The sequence below is a fragment of the Maccoyibacter intestinihominis genome, from assembly GCF_040096355.1.
Lineage (GTDB): Bacteria > Bacillota > Clostridia > Lachnospirales > Lachnospiraceae > Maccoyibacter > Maccoyibacter intestinihominis.
Map to the genome: position 1 here is coordinate 120711 of NZ_JBBMEX010000001.1, position 25963 is coordinate 146673.

Here is a 25963-nt window from a genome sequence, read left to right on the forward strand (position 1 = left end):
GGCAAACTTGCGTTTCCAGATCTGAAAGAATTGAAAAAAAAGTCGAAAAAAATAAAGGAAATCCCACCCCAGCACAGAAATATTAAAATAGAGACTTTGCACCGTGGAGGAATTTGCATGTCAATCAGGGAAAATTTAGAGCGGATGGAAGAGATTTCGTTAAGTCCGTTTGCTACACTTAGTGTCAATTCAAGAGGGCGAGACCGCGAAGAACCGCAGTGTGATATCCGTCCTGTTTTTCAAAGGGACAGAGACCGGATTTTGCACTGTAAGTCTTTTCGACGCCTAAAACACAAGACACAGGTATTCTTAAGCCCGAAGGGAGACCATTACAGAACGCGTCTGACCCATACGTTAGAAGTGTCGCAGAATGCCCGCACCATTGCGAAAGCACTGCGTCTGAATGAGGATTTGGTCGAAGCCATTGCATTAGGCCATGATTTAGGGCATACACCATTTGGCCATGCGGGCGAGCGGATCTTGAATGAGCTGTGTGATGAAGGATACCGCCATAATGAGCAGAGTGTGCGGATTGTGGAGAAACTTGAAAAAGACGGTAAGGGACTGAACCTGACATGGGAAGTGCGTGATGGGATATTAAACCACCAGACCAGTATGATGCCGCATACGCTAGAGGGAAAGATCGTCCGTTTGTCGGATAAGATCGCGTATATCAACCATGATATCGACGATGCCATCCGCGCAAAAGTCATGAGTGAGGAAGATATCCCGTTAGAGATCCGCAAAGTTCTTGGTATGACAACCAAGGAACGTTTAAATACCCTGATACATAATATCATTATGAACAGTATGGGAAAAAATGATATTGTGATGTCAGAAGAGATCGGCGGTGCGATGCAGGATTTGCGAAAATTCATGTTTCAGAAAGTTTATACAAATCCTGCCGCAAAAGGTGAAGAAGCAAAGGCAGAGCGATTATTGTGTGAACTTTATGCACATTATATGGGACATATAGAGATATTGCCGGAGCAGTATCAGAGGATGCACAGTGAAGGCGAGAAAAAAGAACGCGTGGTGTGTGACTACATTTCGGGCATGACAGACCAGTATGCGGTGGCAAAATACAGAGAATTCTTTTTGCCAAAAGCATGGGAGATCGGCTAGGAAAGGAGCAGGCAGAAGAAATACATGGCATATTATTCAGATGAGCTGATAGAAGAGATCCGTTCAGGAAACGATATCGTAGATGTGATATCAGGCTATGTGCGGCTGACGAAAAAAGGAAGCACTTATTTTGGACTGTGTCCATTCCATAATGAAAAAACACCATCTTTTTCGGTTTCACCCAATAAGCAGATGTACTATTGCTTCGGCTGCGGGGCGGGAGGCAATGTCATTACTTTTTTAATGGAATATGAAAACTATACCTTTCCCGAAGCATTAGAGGTATTGGCGAACCGCATCGGCGTAGAATTGCCAAAGCAGGAACTGAGTGCCGAGCAGAAGCGGGCTTCCGATAAAAAAGCAAGACTGTTAGAGGCAAATAAAGAAGCGGCAAAATACTTCTATACCCTGTTGCGGAGTGAGCGGGGAAGCAGGGCTCACGAATATTTTAAAAACAGGGGATTGAGCGAGAAAACGCTTCAAAAATTCGGACTCGGATATTCCGATAAATATTCCGATGACCTGTACCGCTATCTGCGAACAAAAGGCTATGAGGATGAGTTGTTAAAAGACAGCGGGTTAGTCAGCATAGATGAGCAGCGTGGCGGTTATGATAAGTTCTGGAACCGTGCCATGTTCCCGATCATGGATGTGCGTGGCAAGGTGATCGGTTTTGGCGGCCGTGTGATGGGAGATGGTGAGCCAAAATACCTGAACTCCCCGGAAACGATGATTTTTGATAAAAGCAGGAATCTGTATGGACTTAATTTTGCAAGAACGACAAAAAAGCATCAGATTCTTTTGTGTGAGGGATATATGGATGTCATTGCACTGCATCAGGCAGGGTTTGACAATGCGGTAGCAGCACTCGGAACGGCATTTACGCCGGGACACGCCAATCTGTTAAAACGATATACCAAAGAGGTCTATCTGACCTTTGACAGTGATGGCGCGGGAATCCGTGCGGCAAAACGGGCAATCCCGATCTTAAAAGAAGCAGGGATCACAGCAAAAGTCATCAATATGAAACCCTATAAAGACCCGGATGAATTTATCAAGGCACTTGGGGCAGAGGAATATGAGAAACGGATCGAACAGGCAGAGAACAGCTTTTTATTTGAGATACGTCTGTTATCGGAGGAGTATGACTTAAAAGATCCGGCTGGAAAGACAGAATTTGCAAATGAGACCGCAAAGAAATTGTTACAGTTCTCAGAGGAATTAGAAAGAGATAATTATATAGAAGCAATTGCCGACAAATACGGCATGGGTTTTGAGAATTTAAGAAAATTAGTCTATCATTTTGGAACACAGGGATTAACAGGAAGTGAGCCAAGACAGAAAAAGAGCAGGGAAAAACCGCAAAAAGAAGATGGAATGAAGCAGTCCCAGAGACTTTTGCTGACCTGGCTGATAGAAGATACAAGGCTCTTTGAGCTGATAGAAGAATATCTTGGAGCAGAAGATTTTACGGAGGATATTTACCAAAAGACGGCACAGATATTATTTGAACAGTATCACCGTGATGGCAAAGTGAATCCGGCACAGATCATCAATCTGTTTGGAGAAGAGGATCAAAGTGAGATCGCTTCGCTTTTTCATGCAAGGATTGCTAAGGTGGAGACAAAAGCCGACAGGGAAAAAGCCCTAAAAGAGACAATTCTCCGTGTAAAACAAAACAGCATCCGGGAGCATTCTAAGCACTTGGATCCAACGGATATGGCTGGACTGCAAAAAATTATTGCAGATAAGAAACAGCTTGAGAAACTGGAGAAAACGAATATTTCCATACCATAGGGAGCAGAATAAAGACGAGAGAGGATATTAAAATGGCAGAAAAAAACGAAAACACAGAAAGAAATGAAAAAGAAGAGAAATTTCAGGCGAAACTGAAAGAACTTTTAGCATTAGCCAAAAAGAAAAAGAATGTTTTGGAATATCAGGAGATCAGTGATTTCTTTCAGGACATGGAGCTGAATGCAGAGCAGTTCGAGAAGATTTTAGACTTCTTAGAGACCAGCAATATCGATGTGCTGCGTATCACAGACAACGATGACGATACGGTTGACGATGAGATCCTGTTAGATGACGAAGAAGAAGTCGAGGTAGAAAAAATTGACTTATCCGTTCCGGACGGTGTATCGATTGAAGACCCGGTCCGTATGTATTTAAAAGAAATCGGAAAAGTGCCGCTCTTAAGTGCGGAAGAAGAGATTGAGTTAGCAAAGCGTATGGAGTTAGGCGATCAGGAGGCAAAAAAACGTCTTGCTGAGGCAAACTTGCGTCTGGTAGTATCCATTGCAAAACGCTATGTCGGAAGAGGAATGTTATTCTTAGATCTGATCCAGGAAGGAAATCTGGGTCTGATCAAGGCTGTTGAAAAATTTGATTACCGGAAGGGATATAAATTTTCCACTTATGCAACCTGGTGGATCCGTCAGGCAATCACAAGAGCAATCGCAGACCAGGCAAGAACCATCCGTATTCCGGTGCATATGGTAGAGACAATCAACAAACTGATCCGTGTATCCAGACAGTTACTGCAGGAGTTAGGACGTGAACCTACCCCGGAAGAAATTGCAAAAGAGATGGACATGCCGGTAGAACGTGTCCGCGAGATTTTAAAGATTTCACAGGAGCCGGTTTCTTTAGAGACCCCGATCGGAGAAGAAGAGGACAGCCATCTTGGAGACTTTATTCAGGATGATAATGTTCCGGTACCGGCAGATGCAGCCACGTTTACTCTCTTAAAAGAACAGTTAGAAGAGGTTTTAGGCACCTTAACGGAAAGAGAGCAGAAAGTGTTAACCCTTCGTTTTGGATTAGAGGACGGAAGAGCAAGAACTTTAGAGGAAGTCGGAAAAGAGTTCAATGTTACCCGTGAGCGTATCCGTCAGATCGAGGCAAAGGCACTTAGAAAACTCCGTCACCCAAGCAGAAGCAGAAAATTAAAGGATTATCTTGAGTAATATGATACAGTTGTCAAAGCGTTTAAATGCCGTGGCAGAGCTGTTGGTGCATGGGATTGATCAATTAGAGCTAGAGCAGCCGGTATTAGCAGACATCGGAACAGACCACGCATATCTTCCGGTTTATTTAGTGCAAAAAAAAGTCGTAAAAAAAGCATATGCCGCAGATGTAAGAAAAGGTCCTTTGCTTCATGCAAAAGAACATATTGAGCAATATGGGCTGGGTGAATACATACAGACCAGACTTTCCGATGGGGGGGAAAGTTTTGTGCCCGGTGAGTCAGAAGTTGCAGTGATCGCAGGAATGGGCGGAGGACTGATGCAGAAGATCTTAAGCGGATCGCCGGAGTTTTTTGAGAAAAATTCCTGTGTGGTCTTGCAGCCGCAGTCTGAGATTGAGCAGTTTCGCCGTTTTTTAACAGAGGACGGTTGGTGTATCTTAGAAGAAGATATGGTCTTAGAAGACGGAAAATATTATCCGATGATGTCTGTGACAAAAAAAGAGACAGCGATGCCTTTAGACAATCCCTATCGGAATGCAAAGGACATAGATTTTTTATACGGTGCATATTTATTAAAAGAAGGACATCCGGTATTGCAGGACTATTTGAAAAGAGAGGCGCAGATCTACCGGGAATTATTAGAAAAGCTGTCTGCGATTTCTGACAGACCGGAGATTCAAAAGAGGATTCATGAGGTAGAAAAAAAGGCAGAGCAGACAGAGCGGGCAATACAGGAAATGAGCAAACGAGCCAATCAATAAGCCTGAAGAGAAGGACAGTGTAAGGATCAATGGAATGTAAAAAAGTAATTGAACTATTAGAAAAACAGTCGCCGAAAAGTTATGCCTGTGACTGGGACAATGTAGGACTCTTAGTTGGCAGGGAAGATAAAGAGATCCAAAAGATTTATATTGCATTGGATGCTACGGATGAGGCGATTGAAGAAGCGATTGCCAATGGAGCGGATATGCTGTTGACCCATCATCCGATGATATTCAAAGGGATGAAACGGGTAACACAGGAAGATTTTATCGGAAGAAGGATTATCCGTCTGATCCAAAATGACATGGTATATTATGCGATGCATACCAACTTTGATGTCATGGGCATGGCAGATTTAGCGGCAGATTATTTAGGAATTTCAGATACCAGAGTGTTGGAAATTACAAGTGTTTCAGAGACAGGAGAAGAGGGGATTGGCAGATACGGCAGTCTGAAAAAAGAGATGACAGTGCGGGAGTGCTGTGAAGAGGTCAAGCAGGCATTTTCTTTAGAAAATGTAAAAGTATTTGGTGATTTAGAGCGAAAAGTAAAGACCGCAGCGATTTCACCGGGTTCGGGAAAAAGTGTGATTTCGAATGCATTGCAGGCAGGTGTGGATGTGCTGATTACCGGTGACATAGACCATCATGAGGGAATTGATGCGGTGGCGCAGAATATGACGGTGATTGATGCAGGCCATTACGGAGTGGAACATATTTTTATCCCATATATGGAACAGTATTTAAAAAGAGAAGCAAAAGAACTGGAGATTGCAGTACAGCCACTGACATTTCCATTTCAGATCATATAGTGTAGAGAAAAGATAAAAAGGCGGGTGTTTTTTATGGAGCAGATGATAAAAGTACAAATAGAAGGAAAAGAGTATGAATATCCGGCAGGAACTACATACCAGACGATCGCGGGGGATTTTCAAAAAGAGTACGAAGATGATATTTTACTGGTCCTCTTTGACCATAGACTGCGGGAACTTGGAAAGAGTTTAAAGAGCGAGGGGACGATCGAATTTATTACGGCAAAACAGGACCCGGGCAAAAAGGCATATCGGAGAAGTACGACGTTATTATTGCAAAAGGCGGTGGATAACCTCTATGGAAAAGACGGAGTCAGTATACAGATTCGTCATTCCTTAGGACAGGGATATTACTGCACCTTAAAAGGAGCAAAAGAGGACATCAGCGACTTGATCCTTTCAATCAAAATAGAAATGATGCGTTTAGTCGATGCTGATATCAGTATCGGGAAAAAGAGTTGTCGGACCGACGATGCGATCCGCCTGTTTGCAGAACGGGGTATGCATGATAAGGAGCGCCTGTTCCGTTATCGCAGAAGTTCGAGAGTCAATGTCTATGATTTAGATGGATATATCGACTATTTTTACGGCTATATGGTTCCGTCTACCGGATACTTGAAATGGTTTGACCTGATCCCATTTGAAGAGGGGATGATGTTATTATTCCCTGGAAAAAATACAAAGACGATTGATGAGTTTCACCCATCTAAAAAGTTATTCCACACCTTACAGGAATCCGAAGAATGGGGAAAAATGCTAAATATCGATACGGTAGGAGCGTTAGACGATGCGATCGCGGCAGGAAAAATGCGGCAGGTCATCATGGTGCAGGAAGCCCTGATGGAAAAAAAGATCGGTCAGCTTGCAGAGACCATTGCATCGGCAGGGGATAAAAAATTCGTAATGATCGCAGGACCATCCTCTTCCGGTAAGACGACCTTTTCCTATCGTCTGTCCACACAGTTGATGGCACAGGGGCTCAAACCTCATCCGATCGGACTGGATAATTACTATTTAGACCGTGAAAATACACCGCGAGATGAGAACGGCAACTATGATTTTGAGTGTTTAGAAGCATTGGATGTAGAGCAGTTCAATGAAGATATGACAAGACTGTTCAAAGGAGAGCAGGTAGAGATACCGACCTTTAACTTTAAGACCGGAAGACGGGAATACAAAGGCAACTTTTTACAGCTTGGCGATGACGATATCTTAGTAATAGAAGGAATCCACGGATTGAATGACAAATTATCCTATTCCTTAACAAAAGAGAGTAAGTTTAAAATCTATATCAGTGCATTAACCCAGTTGAACATAGATGAACACAATTATCTTCCGACTACAGATGCAAGACTGATCCGCAGGATCGTGCGTGATGCGAGAACACGCGGCACCAGTGCCAAAGAGACGATTGCCATGTGGCCATCGGTGCGAAGAGGCGAGGAACGTCATATCTTCCCATTTCAGGAGGAGGCAGATGCGATGTTCAATTCGGCACTCATCTATGAGCTTGCCGTGTTAAAGGCGTATGCAGAACCGCGTCTGTTTGCGATCGAAAAGGACTGTCCGGAGTATTTAGAGGCAAAGCGTCTGTTAAAATTCTTAGACTATTTTCTTCCGGTGCCGGCAGAGGATATTCCAAGCAATTCACTGCTCAGGGAGTTCATCGGCGGAAGCTGTATAGACGTATAAATGCAGTATAACGAGGAATGTATAAAAATACTTGACGAAGTATAAAAAAATGTTACAATAGGAAACGATTCAATCATATATAAGTAGGATGGATGATCGCGGCTGCAAGTGTCGAAAGACCGCAGACGAGGAAAGTCCGGGCTTCACAGGGCAGGATGCCGGCTAACGGCCGGTGGAGGTAACTCCAAGGACAGTGCAACAGAAATATACCGCCGGGCAACCGGTAAGGGTGGAAGGGCAGTGTAAGAGACTACCGCCTCTCTGGTAACAGAGGGGGCACATGTAAACCCCATCTGAAGCAAGACCGAAGCAAGACGATAATGCGGCCCGTTAGTCTTAGGTAGGTTGCTTGAAGCAGCTGGCAACAGTTGTTCTAGATAGATGATCATCTGAAAAACATAACCCGGCTTACAGTCCTGCTTATATATGAAAAAACAGATCATAAGAACAGATATAATAGGTTATAAAAATAGATTGTGATCACAGAGAAAATAAAAGAAAAATACCTGTAGAATGTACCTGCCGCATAGAAATATGCCGGCAAAAAGGTGCATTTTTTGTTTCTGAAAACTGAGAAAATTTCGGAAAGATGCAGTTGCAGGAATGAAAAAACGAAAAAATACGAAAAACTTGTCAAAATACGAAAATTGTCGGTTCTTTTTTGTTCAAATTTATACAAATTTGTTGAAAAATGTAGTATAATTGTTTCAATAATAATGAATGTAGGGGGAATGGAGTGTGGCTGACTTCAGACAGAAGAAGCGTATAGGGGATATGCTTCTCGAAGCAGGTATTATTACGCAGGAGCAGTTAGAAGATGCATTGGAGAAGAATAAGACTGCTCACAAAAAAATAGGCGAGATGCTTGTGGATCTTGGTTATGCGACAGAGGAAGCAATTGGGGAAGGGCTTGCAACACAGTTAAATATCCCATTTATTTCTCTGCATGGAATGAAAATAGAGGATGATATCATCAAGTTAGCAGATGGTAAGCTGCTTCGAAAGCATCTGATGATACCGTTTGAGTATAAAGAAGGAAACGTAAATATTATCCGTGTTGCAATGGCAGATCCGATGGATATGCGGGGAATAGATGATTTTTCTATTATCACGAATCTACAGGTAGAGCCGGTGATTGCAACGACACAGGATATCTTAGTAACTCTGGATAAATATTACGGTGACAGCGAAGCACAAAGAGTGGCAGAGCAGTATGCCAAAGAACGTGAGAGCCGGAAAACAAAGGAGGAGCAGGCAGAAGATGAGGATGTTGCAAATTCACCGATCGTACAGCTTGTAAAATCCATGATTGAACAGGCGGCGAGGCAACGTGCGTCCGATATTCACATTGAGCCGATGGAAGATAAAGTGCGTGTCCGTTATCGTATTGATGGTGTGCTTTATGAAAAATCGACCTATCACATCAATTTGTTAAGTGCGATCATTACTCGTGTAAAGATTATCGGAAATATGGACATTTCCGAAAAGAGAAGACCACAGGACGGAAGAATCACGATGATGATTGACCGGAAGGAATATGATATCCGTGCATCCATACTTCCGACGGTTTACGGTGAAAAATGCGTAATGCGTCTGGCACAGAAAAAAGCCTTGACAAGAGATAAAAAGAGTCTTGGATTTACCGAACAGCAGTTGCAATTATTTGATGATATGCTGAATCATCCGAATGGGATTATACTGGTAACAGGACCTACCGGTAGTGGTAAGTCTACGACCTTATATACGGCGGTGAACGAAAGAAACCACGAAAATATTAATATCATTACCGTAGAAGATCCGGTAGAGGCAAATGTAGACGGAGTGAGTCAGGTACAGGTCAATGCAAAAGCGGATTTGACCTTTGCTTCGGCACTTCGTTCCATATTGAGACAGGACCCGGACGTTATCATGATAGGTGAGATCCGAGACAGGGAAACAGCATCTATCGCAGTGCAGGCATCCATTACGGGACATTTAGTGTTGAGTACCTTGCATACGAATGATGCACCGGGAACCATGACGCGATTAATGGATATGGGCGTAGAAAGTTATCTGTTAGCAGATGCCATGAGAGGCGTCATTGCCCAGCGATTGGTACGAAGGCTTTGCCCACACTGCAAGAAAAAGCGGAAAGCTCTTGGAGAAGAAAAGGGCATGATGGGCATTAACCCAATGGAAGAGGTTGAGATTTATGAGCCGGTAGGCTGTGAACACTGCAATGACACTGGATTTTACGGAAGAACCGGTATTTATGAGATGATGCCGGTCACATCGACTCTGCGCAATGCAATTGCGGCACGGATGTCTACGGATGAGATTCGTGAAGTGGCAGTGAAAGAAGGAATGAAAACGTTACACAGTGAAGCGGTCAGACTCGTTTTAGAAGGAGAAACATCCTACCATGAGATGATCCGTATCTCACTTGGAGAATAGAGGAAAAACAGGTTATGGGTAAAATAGAAGATATTTTAATCGACGGAAATCAAAGAAACGCTTCAGATATTCATCTTTGTCCCGGCAGTCCGGTCATGTTCCGTATCGACGGAGATCTGATACCGATGTCGGAGGAAAAGATTAAGCCATATGAAATAGAAGAAATGATCAAGCCAATGCTGACAACCGAGCAGTTAGAAGTGTTAGAGCGGGAAGGTGAACTGGATTTTGCACATTCTATCGCAGGATTTAACCGGGTGCGTGTCAATGTGTTCCGTCAAAGAGGAACGTATGCGATGGCACTTCGTATCCTTTCATTTGAGATTCCGTCACCGAAGGATTTAGGCGTTCCGGAGGCAGTTGTAAATCTGACTTCAAAAAAGAGAGGTATGGTGTTAGTAACAGGAGCAACCGGAAGTGGTAAATCCACAACGTTAGCTTCTTTGATCGGAGTGATTTCAAAGAATTACAAAAAGACGATCATTACCTTAGAAGATCCGATCGAATATCTGCATGGACATGGAAAAGGAATGGTACTGCAAAGAGAAATCGGTTATGATTCGATGTCCTATGCAAATGCGGTCAGGGCGGCCCTAAGACAGGACCCTGATGTGATCTTAGTCGGTGAGATGCGTGATTTAGAGACGATTTCCATTGCCATTACGGCAGCGGAGACAGGACATCTGGTATTTTCCACGCTTCATACGAACAGTGCGGCTTCGGCAGTAGACCGTATGATCGATGTCTTTCCACCGTTTCAGCAGCAGCAGATCCGTGTGCAGTTAGCAGGTGTTTTAGAGGGTGTGGTGGCACAACAGCTTCTGCCAAGGCAGGAAGGCGGAAGAGTGGCAGCATATGAGGTCATGCTTGCGGTTCCGGCGATACGGAATCTGATCCGTGAGGAAAAAAGCTTTCAGATTCCATCGATTATCCAGACCAACAAGAAAATGGGGATGCAGACGATGGATGATGCAATTTATGATCTGTATATGAAAAGCTATATTACTGCAGAGACGGCAATCAGTTTTGCACATGATGCGGCGGGAATGTCACAGAAGATTAATCTGTTTTAAGAGATAGAGGAGAGGAAAATGGCGGATTATTCTTATATTGCAATTGAAAAAAGCGGAAAAGAAATAAAAGGAAGTATGGAATCGGACAGCAGGGAAAAAGTCGAACAGAAACTGCGTTCGCAGGGGTGTATTCCATTAGAGATCAAAGAGCAGAATGCCTTACAAAAAGATATTAAGATCGGCGTGGGCAAAAAAGTCAAGACAAGAGATCTAAGCGTGTTCTGCCGTCAGTTTGTAAGTATGCTCCGTGCCGGAGTCAGTATAGTGGAAGCATTAGATATGCTGTCGATACAGACCGAAAATAAGACCCTTTCACAGGCAATTCGAGAGGTAAGAACGGAGATTGGAAAGGGAAGTACCCTGTCAGAGGCGATGGAGAAGCAGAACAAAGTATTTCCACCGATGTTAGTCAACATGGTAGAAGCCGGAGAAACCAGTGGAAGTATTGACAAGTCCTTAGAGCGTATGGCAATCCAGTTTGAAAAAGAAGCCAAGTTAAAGGGTATGATGAAGCGTTCCATGATGTATCCGATGGTATTAGGAGTTGTGGCACTGGTAATTTTAATCGTTATGCTGACGTATGTTATCCCGAATTATATGGAAATGTTTGAGGGATATGATTTTGATATGCCGGCATTGACATTGGCAATTATGCACATGGGAGATTTTGTAAAAAATCATGCCATCCTCTTAGTTGCAATCATTGTAGCATTCGTCATGGGAATTAAAAGCTGGAAAAAAACAGAGTCAGGGCAGGAGTTTTTTGGTACGAGAGCGATCAAGATCCCGGTATTTAAGAATCTGAACATCAAGACCTACTCTTCCGTATTTGCAAGAACACTCAGCACATTGATGCAGGCGGGAATCCCGATGATCGATGCAGTAGACAGTGTGGCAAATACCATGACAAATATTTTATACAAAAGAGAGTTATTAAAAGCAAAAGAAGAAATCGCAAAAGGTGTTCCTCTTTCGGAACCATTGAGAAATGGAGGACTCTTTCCACCGATGGTAGTACATATGATGGCAATCGGAGAAGAGACCGGAGAGATCGAGGAAATGTTAGATAAATTAGCAGATTACTATGATGAAGAGGTAGAGGTAACAACGCAGACCGTTTTAGCACTTTTAGAGCCGATGATCATTGTATTCATGGCGATCATCGTAGTCATTCTGATAGCGGCGATCATGGGACCAATGCTTTCGTTATACAATGGCGTTGGAAATATGTAGGACCGCAGGGGTATTCCGTGTATCTAATTTCCGGGGGATAGGGCTTCGGACTTGAGATAATATATAAAAAAGAAAAAGGAGAGATTCATTATGAAAAGGACAAAGCGTAACAACAAAGGATTCTCGTTAGTAGAATTGATCATCGTAATTGCGATCATGGCAATCTTAGCAGGAGTTTTAGCACCACAGTTCGTTAAGTATATTGGAAGATCCAGAACTTCTACCGATATCCAGAACGCACAGCAGATTGCAACAGCTTTGAGCACAGAGTTTGCAGATACAGAGAGAACGACAGCAGTAGCACAGCAGTCAGTAACTAATGGTGCTACAGCATGGGATGATGCAACTGCAACTGTAGATAAAACAAACCACAGAAGCCAGAAAGAAGTCTTTGGTGGAGTGCCAAAAGTAAAAGCAAAGAGCGGTTATCATTTTGTTTATGAAATTACTGAAGCAGGTGAAGTAAAAGTTTCCGTTACTGATGGTACAAATACTACAGACTTATATCCGGAAGCAAAAGGTGATTGGGCTAAATAATTTTTGTGACTTGAAAGGAACGGACTAACGCATGGATACCATACTGATATTCGCAGAAATTCTCATATTTTTATTTGGAATCGTCATAGGCAGTTTTTTGAATGTCTGTATTTACCGCATTCCAAAAGGAGAGGACATTGTCAAAGTGAACTCCCACTGTATGACCTGCGGATATCAGTTGAAATGGTATGACTTAATCCCTATCTTTAGTTATATCTTTCTTAGAGGTAAGTGCAGAAAGTGTAAAACAAAGCTTTCCTGCCAGTATCCGATTGTCGAGGCAGTCAATGGATTCATGTATGTTCTGATTTTTGCAGTCAATGGACTGAATGTAGAGAGTGGAATCTACTCTCTGATGGCATCCGCATTGCTGGTGCTCAGTGTGATCGATTTTCGCACATATGAGATTCCTTTTGGGATCAACGTATTTATATTTATCCTTGCCTGCATACATATGCTGCTGGATTTAGCACGGTGGAAAGACTATGTCATAGGTTTTTTCGCAGTCAGTGCTTTTTTATATCTGCTGTATCTGTTATCTAAGGGTAGAGCCATTGGAGGCGGAGACATTAAGCTGATGGCGGCAGCGGGCATGATGTTAGGTTGGAAAGCAATTATAATAGCATTTGTAATGGGCTGTATTCTTGGTTCGGTTATCCATTTGTTGCGCATGAAACTGACAAATGAGGATCATGTGTTAGCAATGGGACCGTACTTAGCAGCCGGTATTTTATTAGCGGCGCTCTGGGGTGACAGCCTGTTACAGATGTATATGCGTCTTTGGTAGGCGTTTGTTTCGACAAAAGGTACAGGGAAGGTCTTTTTGTGGGAACAGACAGTGAAAAATGATAGCAAGGGAATGAGAAGATGGCAAATAGAGTATTATGTATTGAGATTGGAAACCGTATGACTCACGTTGTAGAGACGGATTTCAAAGTAAAAGAACCCAAAATCTATAAGAGTTTCAGTTTCCAGACACCGGATAATCTCTTTAAAGAAGAGACACTTGCGGACGTTCTTCCGTTTAAAGAGCGTCTGGATGCAGGGCTTGAAGAACATAAGATCAAGACAAGAAAGGCAGTGTTTGTATTAGCATCCAGCAGGATCGCCAGCAGGGATGTTGTTATTCCGCATGTAAAAGAGAACCGTATCAGGACATTGTTGTATGCAAACTCTGCGGAGTATTTTCCGGTAGACCTTGAAAAATATCAGTTGAGTTACCGGCTGTTAGATGAAGTAGAGGAAGAGGGCGAACAGAAATATAAGCTGATGGTACTTGCCGTACCAAACGAAATGATCGATGCTTATAAATCGTTAGCAAAAGTCTGCTTATTGACACTGGTAGATTTAGACTACATAGGCAATGCCGCAACACAGCTTTTAGAAAAAAATATCAAAAATGACTTATACGCGGCGGTAAGATTAGAAGAAGACACTACGATGATCACAATCGTCCGTGAGAACAAGATTGAGTTACAAAGAACCTTCCCTTATGGAATCGCAGATGTTATACAGGCGGTTCAAAAATCCGGACATTTTGGTGAAGATATTGATTTCTATGAGACACTTGAAAAGATGCGGAAAGAAAATGTCCTGACCTTAGAAGAGGAAGAGATCCGGGAGGATATCACAGAAGGTTTCCGTGCCATTACAGGAAACGTTTCGCGTGTTATGAATTTTTACAGTTCGAACCATGCAGGAGCGGAGATGGAGAATGTCGTTCTCTATGGTATCGGTGCAGACATCTGTGGAATGGAGCAATATTTATCTGAGGAGTTAAGTCTGCCTGTTTCGGGAGAACAGTTAAGAGAGGCATTTCCACAGGAAAAGGGGAATACCGGAGATTATTATCCGCTGATGTATCTGACCTGTGTCGGTGCAGCGGTCAATCCGATGAAATTCCGTTTAGAAGATGAAAAGGAAGTTGCGGAGAAGAAAAAAGAGCATAAGCAGATTCATATTGAGCCAAAACAGTTCTTTGGGATCTGTGTTGTGGTATCACTCGTGCTTTTATTAGCGGTCATTCCATACTATGGCTATTTGAAGATGGGTGTTCATAAACTGCAAAAAGAGCGAAGCGAAAAACAGTATCTTGCGGATGAGTATAAAGAATACAATCAGGCAAAGACCGAATATGAAAAAATTGAAAATCTCTATAAAGAGACCACGACAACCTCAGAGGGGATCGGTGGATTCATTGACGAATTAGAAAAGAATATGCCAAGTGATATTTTAGTACGTTCCATTACCTCAACTTCTGAGAGTATCACACTGGATATACGCGTAAGTTCTAAGCGCGAGGCAACCAAGATCGTAGATGAACTTTCTGATTTTGAGAGTATCAGTGATGTTCAGGTGGAATCTTTAGAGGAGACGGTCAGCGAATCCAATCAGTCCTATGTGGATTTCATGGTGATCTGTACCTATGTAGGAGGGACTGCAGATAGCGAGACACAGAATGAAACGACTATGAACGAAGACGTAGAATCACTTGAAACAAAGCAGCAGGATCAGACCGCAGGAAAATAGAAGTACGGAGGGGGTAATCCGATGAAAAAAGATAGAAAAGTAAAGAGTGCCGGTATGAGTGAACGGGATAAAAATCTCTTATTTATAGTTGGAGGAATTCTTTTAGTCGTACTGGTCGTCCAGTTCGGTTTTCGTAATTTTTTAGTAGAAAATAAAGCACAGAAAGCCGAGAAGGCTGCACTAGAAGCAGAATTAAAAGAGTTGGATGTCATTCAGAAAAATGAAAAAGAATATATTGCTCAGACGGAAGAATGGAAGAAAAAAACAAAAGAATATTATAAAGAATTTCCGGCAATGGTAAAAGCAAGAGACCAGATCCTCTATGCTTCCGATATGGAAAAGCGTTATGACAGCCTGCGTATTACCAAGGTCAGCATGGAAGCAGGAGAACTTGTGGCAGAGAATCAGGAAGCCGGTCTTTCCATTTATGGCGTACCGGAAATACTGGAGTTTACGGTGTCCTATTCCCAGTTAAAGGACTGGCTTCATCGGATACCAAAAGAAGAAGAAAGAAAATCCATAAATGAAATGGTGCTGACACTGGATGAGGCAAGCGGAAATCTGGTAGGAGACATTCGCATGAAGCAGTACTATATGTTAGGAACAGGAGAAGAGTATCAGCCAGCAGAGATTAATGATGTTCAAAAGGGAACAGATAATATTTTCGGTGGAGCATCCGGTATAGCACCGGAAGATGTACAGCAGACAAAGGCTTCACAGCAGGCAGGAGAGACACAGGCAACGGAGACTCCGGAGCAGTAAGCAGGAATGTAGCAGTAGATTTTAAGATGGAATGAAAGGAGGAACACGGATGAAACAGGATGATCGCGGTGTGTCTTTAGTGGAAATATTGATTGCCACAGCGATACTGGTGATCTGCGTGGTTCCTCTTTTTAAATCCATGATCCTTACCGTTCAGACTAATGCAAGATCCAGAGTGTTGTTAGCTGCAACTTCGGCAGGAGAGGCAGTGTTAGAGGATTTAAAAGCGGACGGTATGGAAGCCTTTATTCAGGATAAGGACAGTAAATCAATCTCAGATGTAGGTTATATTGAGGAAGATGGAAAAAAGACAGGATACAAATTCACCTATCCCGAATATGAGTCGGATGGAAAAAAATTTGCGGTTACCGTAGAGGTACGTCCGTATCAGAACACGGAGAATGCTGACGCAGACTACAATAAGAAAGAAGTTGTAGATTTAAAAAGGATCGATCTTTCCAAAGACGGAGTCTATGTACAGGATGATAAGATCATCGAAGAAGATTTTATCAAGGCAGTTTCAGAAAACAAGGTACAGGCAGACCAGAAGGATACAGTACTGAAAAATTTAGATATCCGGTGGAATTATGTAGTAGCGGCAGATAAGAATCAACAGAACATCTGGCAGAACGTCTCTTATTATTATAATGGGATTCTTTTAGGAGAGCATCCGATGCTTTTATATGACAGCAGACAGGCGGGCGGAACTCTTGAAAATCTTTATATCTGTTTTGAACCAAATGCAAAAAATACAATTACAGTCCAGAATAAAGACGATTATCCACTGAACCTGTTTTTAATCAAACAAGGAGATCAGGCAGCCAAAGTAGAGGTACATCTGGTTGGAACGAAAGAAAAGGAACACTTTGGGGAAGAGCAGGACCCGGACTTTACAAAGGGGATCCGGATACGGGCAAACTTTACGGATGCGGACACACCGCTATTCTATTATAAAGGAAGTGGAAGCGAAACTTCGTTGAATCAGTCACAGTTAGAAAAATATTTCGGACTGAGCGGGCTTGATGGCAAACGTGTACATACGCGTCTTTATGATGTTACGGTCAAAGTAAATCGGGAAAACAAAGAAATCACAACACTGACGGGAACAGTCACCAGGTAGGGATAGATATGAAAAAGTTAAAAAAAGACAACAGGGGTGTTTCACTGGTCATGGTCATCGCGGCAATTGCACTGGTAACTGTTTTAGTAACCGTTGCATTGACGATGGGACTGTGGAATTATCAGATGAAGGCGACCAACCGTATATCAAAAAATAATTTTTATGATGCAGAGCGTGTATTAGATGAGATCCGTCTGGGACTGCAGAGCGATGTATCCGATGCCATGTCACAGGCATATGTAGAGACGATGGCAGATTATACCGGAAAAAGTACGGCGAAACGGACGAAGCATTTTAATGAGACATATATCAAAGTGTTAAGAAGTAAGCTGGCACAGTCATTGGACGAGAATCATTACAACGTGGACTATCTGCTGAACTTTTTAGATCAAAAGGTCAAAGAGCGGACCAGCCTTACAACGGTAGAAGGAAAGACACCGCAGCTGAGTGTCAGTGAAAGCGGTCTGACCCTGAAAAATCTTTTTTTAACCTATACGAATGAGCAGGACTATGAGACAAGGGTACAGACCGATATCCAGATCCTGTTTCCGCAGATGAATTTTACGGAGAGCGGTTCATTTCCAAATGTTTTAAAATATGCACTGATCGCACAGAAAGGAGCGTCTTTAGAAAAAACATCAAACGTTACCGTGGATGGAAGTATTTATGGTGGTGGCGATGATGCCAGTCTTTCTGTTGGAAATGGTGTGAATTTGCTTGTGGAAAAGGGAAATGATGTTATTTTAAAAAACAAGCTTTGTTTAGAACAGGGTTCAGAGTTTTCGGGCGAGACAAAGGTAACACTATGGTCAAATGATATTGAAGCAGCGAATGCATCGAAGTTGTCCTTAAAAGGAACAACCTATACCGCCAATGACCTGACCTTGTTTGGAAGTGCCGATGTACAGATCGGTGGAGAGTATTACGGCTTCGGCAATCCGAAAGCGGCGCTAAAGGCAGATCCTAATCAGAGTGCGAAGATCAGAAAGGATATTGAAGACAATCCATCGGATTACAGCAGTGCCATTATTGTCAATGCCATAGGCAGCAGCGTGAATGGAAGCAGTGCAAAAGCGAGATTGAATTTAGGACAGTCTACGACACTGATGCTTGCCGGAAATGCATATATCGGAAACAGTACCATATTTATGGGGGAATCCCTAACGGTAAAGAGCAATCAGATCGCCTATTTAGTGCCGGAGTCCTGCATGGACGGTATGGCAAATCCAATGACAGAGCAGATGCATATACAGGCATTAGCAAATACCGGTGGAGACACACCGACAAACCAGGCGGTACTTTTAAAGAGTCATATTTTAAGCCGTGTACAGGCATTGACTCCGGGAGTGGCAGGAATAGAGGAGATGACACAGGGAAATCTCTACTATTATTATATGAGATTTGAAAGTGCCAAAGCAGCAAGTGATTATTTTACATCATATTACGGTTCCGCGGCATCGGCTAAGATTAAAAATTATCTGGATCTGTATGTGGATCAGAAAGCTGTCCAGATCAACCGTAATGCAAAAAAGGACTTGAATGGAAATATTTTAGTATATGATGCAACGGGAATTACCTCGATTGGTGATACCATTACGGAGGGCAGCGATTTGTCTGATTCTAAACAGATGAGTGACCAGCTTGTCAGCTATCAGGATATGTTCCATTCGAATAACATCAATCTGACAATGAATTATGAGGCATTAAGTGGTGTACAGAAGTCGAGAACAGTCTTTGAAAATTTAGTAAAAGATAAATTGTTTGATGTGGTAGGAACTTCCGGCTGGTTCACTTACAAAGAAGGCGGGACTTCCTATGCCGCATATGTGACAGATAATACCTCGCAAAAATTGGTTATGGATGATACTTTTTTAGGAAAAGCACCATCGGGAGCAAAGATCAGAATGGTCATTGCAACCGGCGATGTTGAGGTACAAACGGATTTTGAGGGAACGATCCTGAGTAAAGGTAAAGTAACCGTTTCTCCGGCAAAAGCAAACATCACGCTTTGCAAAAACCAGAACCAGCTTGCAAAACTGATCGCAGGCGGTACCTGTCAAAAGAGTGGAAAAGATTATCTGTTAAAAGATTATCTGACAGATTCTGAAAAATATCTTGGAAGAGAAGTCGAAATGGTATCATCTGATAACAGAATACGGTTAGAGCAGCTTGTAGTATACACAAACTGGTCGAAAAAGTAGTGGAGTAGAACATGTATAAGAATAAAAACGGTGGTTTCTCATTATTGGAATTAATCGTGGTGATCGCGATCATGGCAGTGCTTGGAGGCATCGTGATCGGGAATTCCAATTACAGCAAGAGCGCACAGGTAAAAAAGTATACAGAACTGACAGACGGGTTTATGCGTAAGGCAAGAACGGAGATCATGTCTAAGAGTACAGTAAGCGGAGTCTGCCTCTATGAAAAAGAGGGATGCTATTATATAGAATCCTATAAAGAAAAAGAAAACGGCGGAACTGTTACATTTGAAACCGTGAAGCGGGAAAAATTAGGAAAACCACACGGAGTTGAGATATCCGCAGCAAAACAGGATGGCACAGGGGAAAAGACTTTAAGGGACAATGCAGGAGATTCCCTTAGTACTTTTATCCGGATCGGGTATGACAGATCTACCGGTGCCGTTTCAAAGTTCTGTGTCAATACAGAGGATACATCAGATTTAACGTATACAAAGATCACATTCAAAAAAGGAGAGAACTCAAAATGTATCGAGATCAATCCGGCAACAGGAAAACATCAACAAAAGTAAATAACCATGGTTTTTCTTTAGTAGAGCTGATCGTTGCAATCGCCATTATCGGGATTGTAGGCGGAGGAGTCGTCAGTCTGATCCAGTCAGGAAGTAAAACATATCAGTCCAGCAGCAACGAAACAGATATGCAATACGAAGCACAGGTGCTGTTAAACCAGTTAGAGCAATATGTCATCGGTGCGAGAGGAATCCGGCAAAAGGATGATGTGACCACCATTTATGATGAGGAAAACGGAAAAACACAGGTAGATATTTTAAGCTATTCTGCTTCTGATAAAAAGCTCTATTATGAAAGACAGGAAAAAGCGGCAGAGGCATCTGACTATACGACTACGGTAGAAAAAACAGCACTCGCAGAAAACGTAGAGAGCTTTGCGATGGATGTTTCCAAGGCACAGGAAAAAGGTAAAGTAGAAGCAGCGGTCACCTTAAAAAAGGATAAAAAGACCTATCAGGCAGATATGGTATATCATCTGCGAAATGCCGTGGTTGTGAATCCAACCGAGGAAGAAGATTACGAGGTCACAGACCCGACTGAAGAAGAAGTTTCCGTGGTAAAAAAAGTAGAGGTCAATGCATCGAGAACGGCTTTATTAAAAGGCGAAGAACAAGTATTTTATGCCATTGTAACAGGAGAACATTATCCATCCCAGAAGGTGAACTGGTTTTGTACAGGAGCAAATAATGCCAAGACCTATATAGGAGAAGACGGAGTCCTGCATATCGGAGCCGATGAGACGGCAGAGACATTGACGATCACGGCACAGTCTGCACAGGATCCGTCAGTCAAAGGAAGCATGACGATCCACATTAACCATGCCGGAATCCGGATTTATCCGGAAGAAGTCTGGATCAGTCCGGCAGGGGGTACCTTAGACCCGGAAAAGAATGGAAATGGAGAAGTAACCTATCATGCAGATATTTTAACTTCAACCGGATTAAAAATTTCTGATCTGGTATGGTCTGCATCGAAGAGTAATTACAATAATGACTTGCAGAACAACCAGAAGATTCATATTAATGCAACGGAGACAAGTGGCGATTTTACGGTATCGGCATCTGTAACCGACGATGCGGGACATGTATTTACATCGAATCAGGCGGTTGTGCATGTGGTAAGGATTGAAGCCGACAGGAAGAGTATGGCATATATGGGCAGTGCAAAGCTTACAATTTATGGACTAGAGGAACTTGCGGCGGGAGGATTGAAGATCGCATCCTCCACAGATGAGATTAAAGAGGACAGCGGAAGCGGGAATTTTTATCTGTATGATACCCGTGGCGTCTTATCATTTGGAAGACCGACAAAGAATGTAGACGGAAGCTGGGAGTGTACGGCAACCTTTGATCCGGACCGTTCCGTTTTACGTTGGCTCTTTGGAGGTTTCCGTTCACAATCCACCAGTATCGGGGTCTATCGTGCAGGGGAGACAATTAGGAGAACAGATAAGAATGGAAGTACCTATGAATATGGATTTTCTGTAAATAAAATGGGTATCAGTTGGAATTAAAGGGAGATCACAATGGGAAAGAAAGGCTGGAAAAATAAGAGAATATGGTGTGTGGTGATCGCAGCAGCACTTTTATGTGTCGGAACAGGCGGTTATCTGTTTTTTCATGTGCAGGCACAGGGAATTTTGACAGGACTTGAAGAAAAAGTTTCCCAGAAAGTAAAGGACAGCAAAAAGTTTCAGATCATAGAAGTTGTACCGGATGCCTCCGAAGGAGAAATCGGTTATTTAGTAAAAAATAAAGACACGGACATTACCGGTGACTATCTGAAAAAATACCTGAATACATATCTTGCAGAGGACACATCCAGACAGAATACATCACAGGTGCGTAAAGATTATGTAAATTCCCTGATGGAACAGTTAGATGCATTTTCCGGAAATGGGAAACCATTGCAAAAAGAAGGGAATTATGAAGAAGCCTATTTCCCTAAAGATGCAGAAAACTGGAAGGTCATGGAATTTCCGAAAGAGCAGTATGAAACCCAGCAGCTTCACGGAAGTTATGAAGAAGCACCGGCTTTAGATGGCAACTATGAGCCAAATATTACCGGCTTTCAGTACGATAAAGATTCCGGTGCCTATACAGTGAATTTTACAGAGACGATGCGTACCGATACAACGGATGCAGTCTATACACAGGCATACCGTAACGTTGGAACCGATGAAAACGGAAATCCTATGATGGAGGCAGCAGGTGAGAATCCGACGGGAACGTTATATTATATTGATTCGTTTACCTATGTAGGTTCCGGAAGTGCAGGGGCTTGTTACACACCGGTATTAGATACGGAATTACCGTATTCCTATATAGGAACAAGCGGCTCTTATCAGTTTGTAGAAGATGAAGCAGAAGAAGAATGTATCGTCCAGATAGGAAAAATCTATTATAAAGGCGGATTCAGCAGTCAGGACTGGATGCGGACAAAAGTCTTAGCATCTAAAGACAGTGACAGCTTAGAGATAGAAGTTGTTACGGTAGAAGAGAGTCAGTTAGACCAGACCGATCTTTCTGCGGCAGATTTTATCTATATCTGTGGAGATACCACAAAAAGCTCTAAAGCCTATCAGAATCCACAGGCAGTCTGGGATGCGGTTGCAAACAGTGTTTCGCTGCAAAAAGTTCCGTGTATGATCGATGCATCCAGCGGAGTATGGGAAAAGTGTGCCGCTTATCAGGAAGGCTATACGGGACAGAGTGATTTTATACATGAAAATGTCTATATCTTTGGAACGAAGGATGCAGCGTCCCGTGAACCGTTGTTTGAAAATTTAGAGGGTGTGATTTCAGATACTTCCGGTCTTTCAGAGGTATTGGAGTTAATCAAAAAAGAAAATATGATCAGAAGTGGCGAGGAAAAACTTTCGACAGACATTACCCGTCTGTTTCTGATGCAATATATTATTGATTTCAGCAATCAGCGAAGAATCCAGACAAAGGATCACTTCCGGGTGTTAGAGATTCAGCCGACAGATGCGGTAGCAGCCGATATGAAAGGTTTTCGTCTGACAAAAGAAAAAATAGCAGCATGGGCAGGAGTGTCGGCAGATGCTGCGGATATCACCATTGATTCTATGTCTACGGCAGAGTTTATAGGTAAGGTCGAGGATTTAAATAAAGACTACGATATGATTTATGTGGGAGCATGTATTGATTATCTGAATACAAAGGGAAGCGGCAGCTCAAGATATACGGTATATAACGATACCAGAATGAATGGATTGATTTATACGCATACTGGAGACTATATCACAGGTAATCTCTGTATATCGGGCATGATGGATGTGGATTATGGTGGAGCATATCTGTTTCGGAATAACACACCCCGGCCATATGCAAGATACGCGGATGACAACTGGGGTCATGAGGGATTATTATTACACAACAATGGTGGTATCTATACGGCATTGCGGAATCGTACCAAGATAGAAAATGATGTCTTAAGACAGTATTTTAAGAAACCATATACACAGACACAGTATGCCTATGGTATTGGAGCAAGTCCGAAGGAATTAACCGGGGATTTGCTGAGCTTCCGTTACAGCGGTAATGATATTACAAAGACAAAACTGAAGGATTTATTAGAATATGTCAGTGCAAATTATCCGGTTGTAGTTTCGGATGCACTTTATCACACAGATAAATCCGTAAATCAGGATGCAGTAGACAATACTTCATACCTCTATCAGTTTTTAGAGCAGATTAAGGGGAATCAGAATGTATTTACCGTGAGTCAGGCAGAAAATGTGGGAAGTGGGATTGGAGATTATCTGAATATTCCAAAACCGCAGATTTTATATTTTGATATCAGTGCACCGGAAACTCTAAGCTCATACGATGGAATCGGCACGGCAAGCGGACAGGTTTTTTCAGACGTTTCTAAGATGATTGTAGATACATCGAATGCACAGTCAGAGGGAACTTATACTGTAAAAGTAGGATTTTACTTAGAGAGTCAGGTGGAGGCATCAGCGGCCTCCGTCTATCGTCCGGTATTCTGTCTGGATATGAATGCAGACGGTAAGTTTTCAAAAGCAGGTGCATCCGGTAGCGGAGAAGAGATGAGCTGTACCATCTATAATGCAGATATCGGTGAGGAGGCATCGAAGGACGGAGAGGGGAACTATCAGTTAAACAGCAGAGTGCGATATCGGTTAGAGCGTCAGATTCCGGCAACCTACCGGGGTGTATTGTCCTGGCAGTTAGAACTGGTGCAGGTATCTAATCCGGGTGTCAGAACTTCAGATATCCAATACACTAAAGTGGATGGTATTGGAGAGCAGGAAGTGGTCAATGTCTTACAGATTACAAGTCAGAGTGCAAGTGGAGCGGATAATAACCGTATCAATCTGAAGCAGGAGAAACAGATTCAGGATTATCTGGATGAAGTATGTAATATGACAGGCTTAAAATTCGATATTGATACGATAGGAGGAAGAGATTATGGAAATAATGCTTCGAGTATCAGCACGGCAGAAGAATTCTATAAGAAAAAACTGACCGGACTTGGAAAATCATTAGAAGATTATGACATGCTCATTATTGGATTTGCCAGTGAGTATTATGACTTATATAACAGCTCTAACAGAAAGAGTCAGTATGCGGTAGATGCCATTAATCTCTTTATTGATTCCGGTAAGAGCGTATTGTTCTCAAATGATACTACGTCGTTTGTCAACGTATCACCGCATCATTCCTTTAAGGATGGACATCTGACATCTTTTAGTGATGACTGGGAGGTGCCACGTCAGTGGGGTTACTATATGAACAATGCATTCCGGAACGTTATGGCAATGGACCGCTATGGGGTTTCAGCAGACACGGATACGACAGAGAGTGCACAGATGCAGGCACAGGGAAATCTGTTAAGACAGCAGCAGCATCTGACTGTTGATACACAGACACTTCATGCAACCGTAAATCAGGGATGGGTTTGTGAGTATTCAGCCGTAGGTATTGGAAAATATGAGGATGGCTATAAAAGTAAAAAGCTGGGGTATTTTTTAACGAGAAATATGAAAGAAGGAACTTTAAGTGAAAACAGGGATATTGCCTATGCACCAAAGACCTATAACAGCAGCACGAAACAGGCACAGGCATTAGGACAGACGCATGGATTTACCAATGCAGTGTTAAATCATTATCAGACTATCAACCAGAATTATCTGGGCGAATTTCATAAAGAGGGATCAAATCATGTACAGTATCTGAATCTGCGAAATGATTTACTTCCAAAGGTGGATAACAGCCAGAGTGATGACAGATTACGATTACAGTATCGTGATGGTAAGGTATGTGCAAAGGTTACCCGTGAAAATGACGGCCTGATTACACATTATCCATATGAGATTGGAACAGAGTTCCGGTCGGCAAAGACAAATTATCAGTATTATCAGTTGAACATGGACCAGGATGCAGATGGAGACGGCAACGGAGATGTAGTCGTGTGGTACTGTCTGTCCGGTGATGCAGACAATCCTGATTCCGAGCGTGGCAAGGTATATAAAAATACTAAGAACGATGCCCGCAATAACTACTATATTTACAGTATCGGAAATGTGACCTATTCGGGAATGGGTAACTCGGAATTAGACCATTCGGGAGATGATTTAGAGACCAAGTTATTTGTCAATACGGTAGTAGCTGCGTACAAAGCAGGAGTAGAGGCACCGGATGTTAAAATTTTAGAGGCACCGGATAAAAATGCTGCTGAGAAAAAGTATGAGTATATTACTTATGACAGTTCACTTTCCGACAAACCGATAGAGGATGACATCGTATTCTACTTTACGGTGTCCGATCCGAACTTAGCATCTTCAGAAAAGCAGATGACGATGGAATTTTCCTATTACAATGGAAGTACGAATGTAGTGTTAGGGGCAGACCAGATTCAGGTTACCGATATGACAACGAATACAGCCGCACCCGGTGCTTATACGGAAGGTCATATTTATAAAGCGGTACTGCATGGAGCATCTGAAAAATTAGCAGAAGCGGGAAATGAAAGTTTAGAGATCCGTGCAAAATTGAACTGCAGATTTAACTATTACGGAAAAGAAGAAAGCCATGATGATGTATCAACACTAAAGGTTTTAAAGACCACATTGTTTGATCTGAATTAGGCATATGA

18 protein-coding genes and 1 other RNA gene are annotated in these 25963 nt (G+C 42.5%); all 19 read left to right on the plus strand.

The genetic code is table 11. From position 1 onward, the window contains the following. The first annotated feature begins 117 nt into the window (after positions 1 to 117). The 19 genes from WMO43_RS00560 (at position 118) to WMO43_RS00650 (ending at position 25955) form a co-directional block, all read left to right on the plus strand. Complete coding sequence (locus WMO43_RS00560) at positions 118 to 1125, plus strand: deoxyguanosinetriphosphate triphosphohydrolase (RefSeq protein WP_177962521.1); 1008 nt, start codon at positions 118 to 120, stop codon at positions 1123 to 1125. A gap of 24 nt (positions 1126 to 1149) precedes the next feature. Continuing rightward, a complete protein-coding gene (gene dnaG / locus WMO43_RS00565; protein WP_177962520.1) occupies positions 1150 to 2922 on the plus strand; it encodes a DNA primase in 1773 nt (590 codons plus the stop codon). Between the two features lie 32 nt (positions 2923 to 2954). Continuing rightward, a complete protein-coding gene (rpoD, locus tag WMO43_RS00570) occupies positions 2955 to 4094 on the plus strand; it encodes an RNA polymerase sigma factor RpoD (protein ID WP_353529349.1) in 1140 nt (379 codons plus the stop codon). A 1-nt stretch (position 4095) separates the two neighbouring features. After that, complete coding sequence (locus WMO43_RS00575) at positions 4096 to 4857, plus strand: tRNA (adenine(22)-N(1))-methyltransferase (RefSeq protein ID WP_353529581.1); 762 nt, start codon at positions 4096 to 4098, stop codon at positions 4855 to 4857. A 29-nt stretch (positions 4858 to 4886) separates the two neighbouring features. Continuing rightward, positions 4887 to 5669: a Nif3-like dinuclear metal center hexameric protein gene (locus tag WMO43_RS00580; RefSeq protein ID WP_353529350.1), complete on the plus strand. Its 783-nt coding sequence runs from the start codon at positions 4887 to 4889 to the stop codon at positions 5667 to 5669. Between the two features lie 33 nt (positions 5670 to 5702). After that, positions 5703 to 7361 carry a nucleoside kinase gene (locus WMO43_RS00585; protein WP_353529351.1) on the plus strand — a complete coding sequence of 553 codons (1659 nt, stop codon included), beginning with the start codon at positions 5703 to 5705 and terminating at the stop codon, positions 7359 to 7361. A gap of 80 nt (positions 7362 to 7441) precedes the next feature. Further along, positions 7442 to 7788, plus strand: an RNA gene (rnpB, locus tag WMO43_RS00590) — RNase P RNA component class A. 311 nt (positions 7789 to 8099) lie between these two features. Beyond that, entirely contained in the window at positions 8100 to 9794 is a 1695-nt protein-coding gene (locus WMO43_RS00595) for a GspE/PulE family protein (RefSeq protein WP_177962516.1), read from the plus strand. Between the two features lie 14 nt (positions 9795 to 9808). Next, entirely contained in the window at positions 9809 to 10867 is a 1059-nt protein-coding gene (locus WMO43_RS00600) for a type IV pilus twitching motility protein PilT (RefSeq protein ID WP_353529352.1), read from the plus strand. Positions 10868 to 10885: 18 nt separating this feature from the next. Further along, on the plus strand, positions 10886 to 12100 hold the full coding sequence (locus tag WMO43_RS00605) for a type II secretion system F family protein (protein WP_353529353.1): 1215 nt from the start codon (positions 10886 to 10888) through the stop codon (positions 12098 to 12100). 90 nt (positions 12101 to 12190) lie between these two features. Next, a complete protein-coding gene (locus WMO43_RS00610) occupies positions 12191 to 12637 on the plus strand; it encodes a type II secretion system protein (RefSeq protein ID WP_353529354.1) in 447 nt (148 codons plus the stop codon). 31 nt (positions 12638 to 12668) lie between these two features. Next, positions 12669 to 13424, plus strand: a complete 756-nt coding sequence (locus WMO43_RS00615) for a prepilin peptidase (RefSeq protein WP_177962512.1) — start codon at positions 12669 to 12671, stop codon at positions 13422 to 13424. Positions 13425 to 13504: 80 nt separating this feature from the next. Then, positions 13505 to 15166 carry a pilus assembly protein PilM gene (gene pilM / locus WMO43_RS00620; RefSeq protein WP_353529357.1) on the plus strand — a complete coding sequence of 554 codons (1662 nt, stop codon included), beginning with the start codon at positions 13505 to 13507 and terminating at the stop codon, positions 15164 to 15166. Between the two features lie 21 nt (positions 15167 to 15187). Next, positions 15188 to 15928 (plus strand): hypothetical protein, encoded by a 741-nt coding sequence (locus WMO43_RS00625; RefSeq protein ID WP_177962510.1) that lies wholly within the window; start codon positions 15188 to 15190, stop codon positions 15926 to 15928. 49 nt (positions 15929 to 15977) lie between these two features. Beyond that, entirely contained in the window at positions 15978 to 17048 is a 1071-nt protein-coding gene (locus WMO43_RS00630; protein ID WP_353529358.1) for a type IV pilus modification PilV family protein, read from the plus strand. 8 nt (positions 17049 to 17056) lie between these two features. Further along, on the plus strand, positions 17057 to 19249 hold the full coding sequence (locus WMO43_RS00635; protein WP_353529360.1) for a hypothetical protein: 2193 nt from the start codon (positions 17057 to 17059) through the stop codon (positions 19247 to 19249). 11 nt (positions 19250 to 19260) lie between these two features. Further along, complete coding sequence (locus tag WMO43_RS00640; RefSeq protein WP_353529361.1) at positions 19261 to 19818, plus strand: pilus assembly FimT family protein; 558 nt, start codon at positions 19261 to 19263, stop codon at positions 19816 to 19818. Beyond that, the gene (locus WMO43_RS00645; RefSeq protein WP_353529363.1) at positions 19773 to 21332 is read left to right on the plus strand and encodes a prepilin-type N-terminal cleavage/methylation domain-containing protein; all 1560 of its coding nucleotides are present in this window, start codon (positions 19773 to 19775) and stop codon (positions 21330 to 21332) included. Before WMO43_RS00640 ends, WMO43_RS00645 begins: the two co-directional genes overlap by 46 nt. A gap of 12 nt (positions 21333 to 21344) precedes the next feature. Beyond that, the gene (locus WMO43_RS00650) at positions 21345 to 25955 is read left to right on the plus strand and encodes a DUF5057 domain-containing protein (RefSeq protein ID WP_353529364.1); all 4611 of its coding nucleotides are present in this window, start codon (positions 21345 to 21347) and stop codon (positions 25953 to 25955) included. Positions 25956 to 25963 lie beyond the last annotated feature (8 nt).

What these genes read in the sequence shown, in the direction of transcription:
- dnaG (WP_177962520.1), top strand. Translation starts at nt 1,150, where the DNA reads ATGGCATATTATTCAGATGAGCTGATAGAAGAGATCCGTTCAGGAAAC.
- WMO43_RS00575 (WP_353529581.1), top strand. Translation starts at nt 4,096, where the DNA reads ATGATACAGTTGTCAAAGCGTTTAAATGCCGTGGCAGAGCTGTTGGTG.
- WMO43_RS00625 (WP_177962510.1), top strand. Translation starts at nt 15,188, where the DNA reads ATGAAAAAAGATAGAAAAGTAAAGAGTGCCGGTATGAGTGAACGGGAT.
- WMO43_RS00605 (WP_353529353.1), top strand. Translation starts at nt 10,886, where the DNA reads ATGGCGGATTATTCTTATATTGCAATTGAAAAAAGCGGAAAAGAAATA.
- WMO43_RS00585 (WP_353529351.1), top strand. Translation starts at nt 5,703, where the DNA reads ATGGAGCAGATGATAAAAGTACAAATAGAAGGAAAAGAGTATGAATAT.
- rpoD (WP_353529349.1), top strand. Translation starts at nt 2,955, where the DNA reads ATGGCAGAAAAAAACGAAAACACAGAAAGAAATGAAAAAGAAGAGAAA.
- WMO43_RS00615 (WP_177962512.1), top strand. Translation starts at nt 12,669, where the DNA reads ATGGATACCATACTGATATTCGCAGAAATTCTCATATTTTTATTTGGA.
- WMO43_RS00560 (WP_177962521.1), top strand. Translation starts at nt 118, where the DNA reads ATGTCAATCAGGGAAAATTTAGAGCGGATGGAAGAGATTTCGTTAAGT.
- WMO43_RS00610 (WP_353529354.1), top strand. Translation starts at nt 12,191, where the DNA reads ATGAAAAGGACAAAGCGTAACAACAAAGGATTCTCGTTAGTAGAATTG.
- WMO43_RS00640 (WP_353529361.1), top strand. Translation starts at nt 19,261, where the DNA reads ATGTATAAGAATAAAAACGGTGGTTTCTCATTATTGGAATTAATCGTG.
- WMO43_RS00650 (WP_353529364.1), top strand. Translation starts at nt 21,345, where the DNA reads ATGGGAAAGAAAGGCTGGAAAAATAAGAGAATATGGTGTGTGGTGATC.
- WMO43_RS00630 (WP_353529358.1), top strand. Translation starts at nt 15,978, where the DNA reads ATGAAACAGGATGATCGCGGTGTGTCTTTAGTGGAAATATTGATTGCC.
- WMO43_RS00600 (WP_353529352.1), top strand. Translation starts at nt 9,809, where the DNA reads ATGGGTAAAATAGAAGATATTTTAATCGACGGAAATCAAAGAAACGCT.
- pilM (WP_353529357.1), top strand. Translation starts at nt 13,505, where the DNA reads ATGGCAAATAGAGTATTATGTATTGAGATTGGAAACCGTATGACTCAC.
- WMO43_RS00645 (WP_353529363.1), top strand. Translation starts at nt 19,773, where the DNA reads ATGTATCGAGATCAATCCGGCAACAGGAAAACATCAACAAAAGTAAAT.
- WMO43_RS00635 (WP_353529360.1), top strand. Translation starts at nt 17,057, where the DNA reads ATGAAAAAGTTAAAAAAAGACAACAGGGGTGTTTCACTGGTCATGGTC.
- WMO43_RS00580 (WP_353529350.1), top strand. Translation starts at nt 4,887, where the DNA reads ATGGAATGTAAAAAAGTAATTGAACTATTAGAAAAACAGTCGCCGAAA.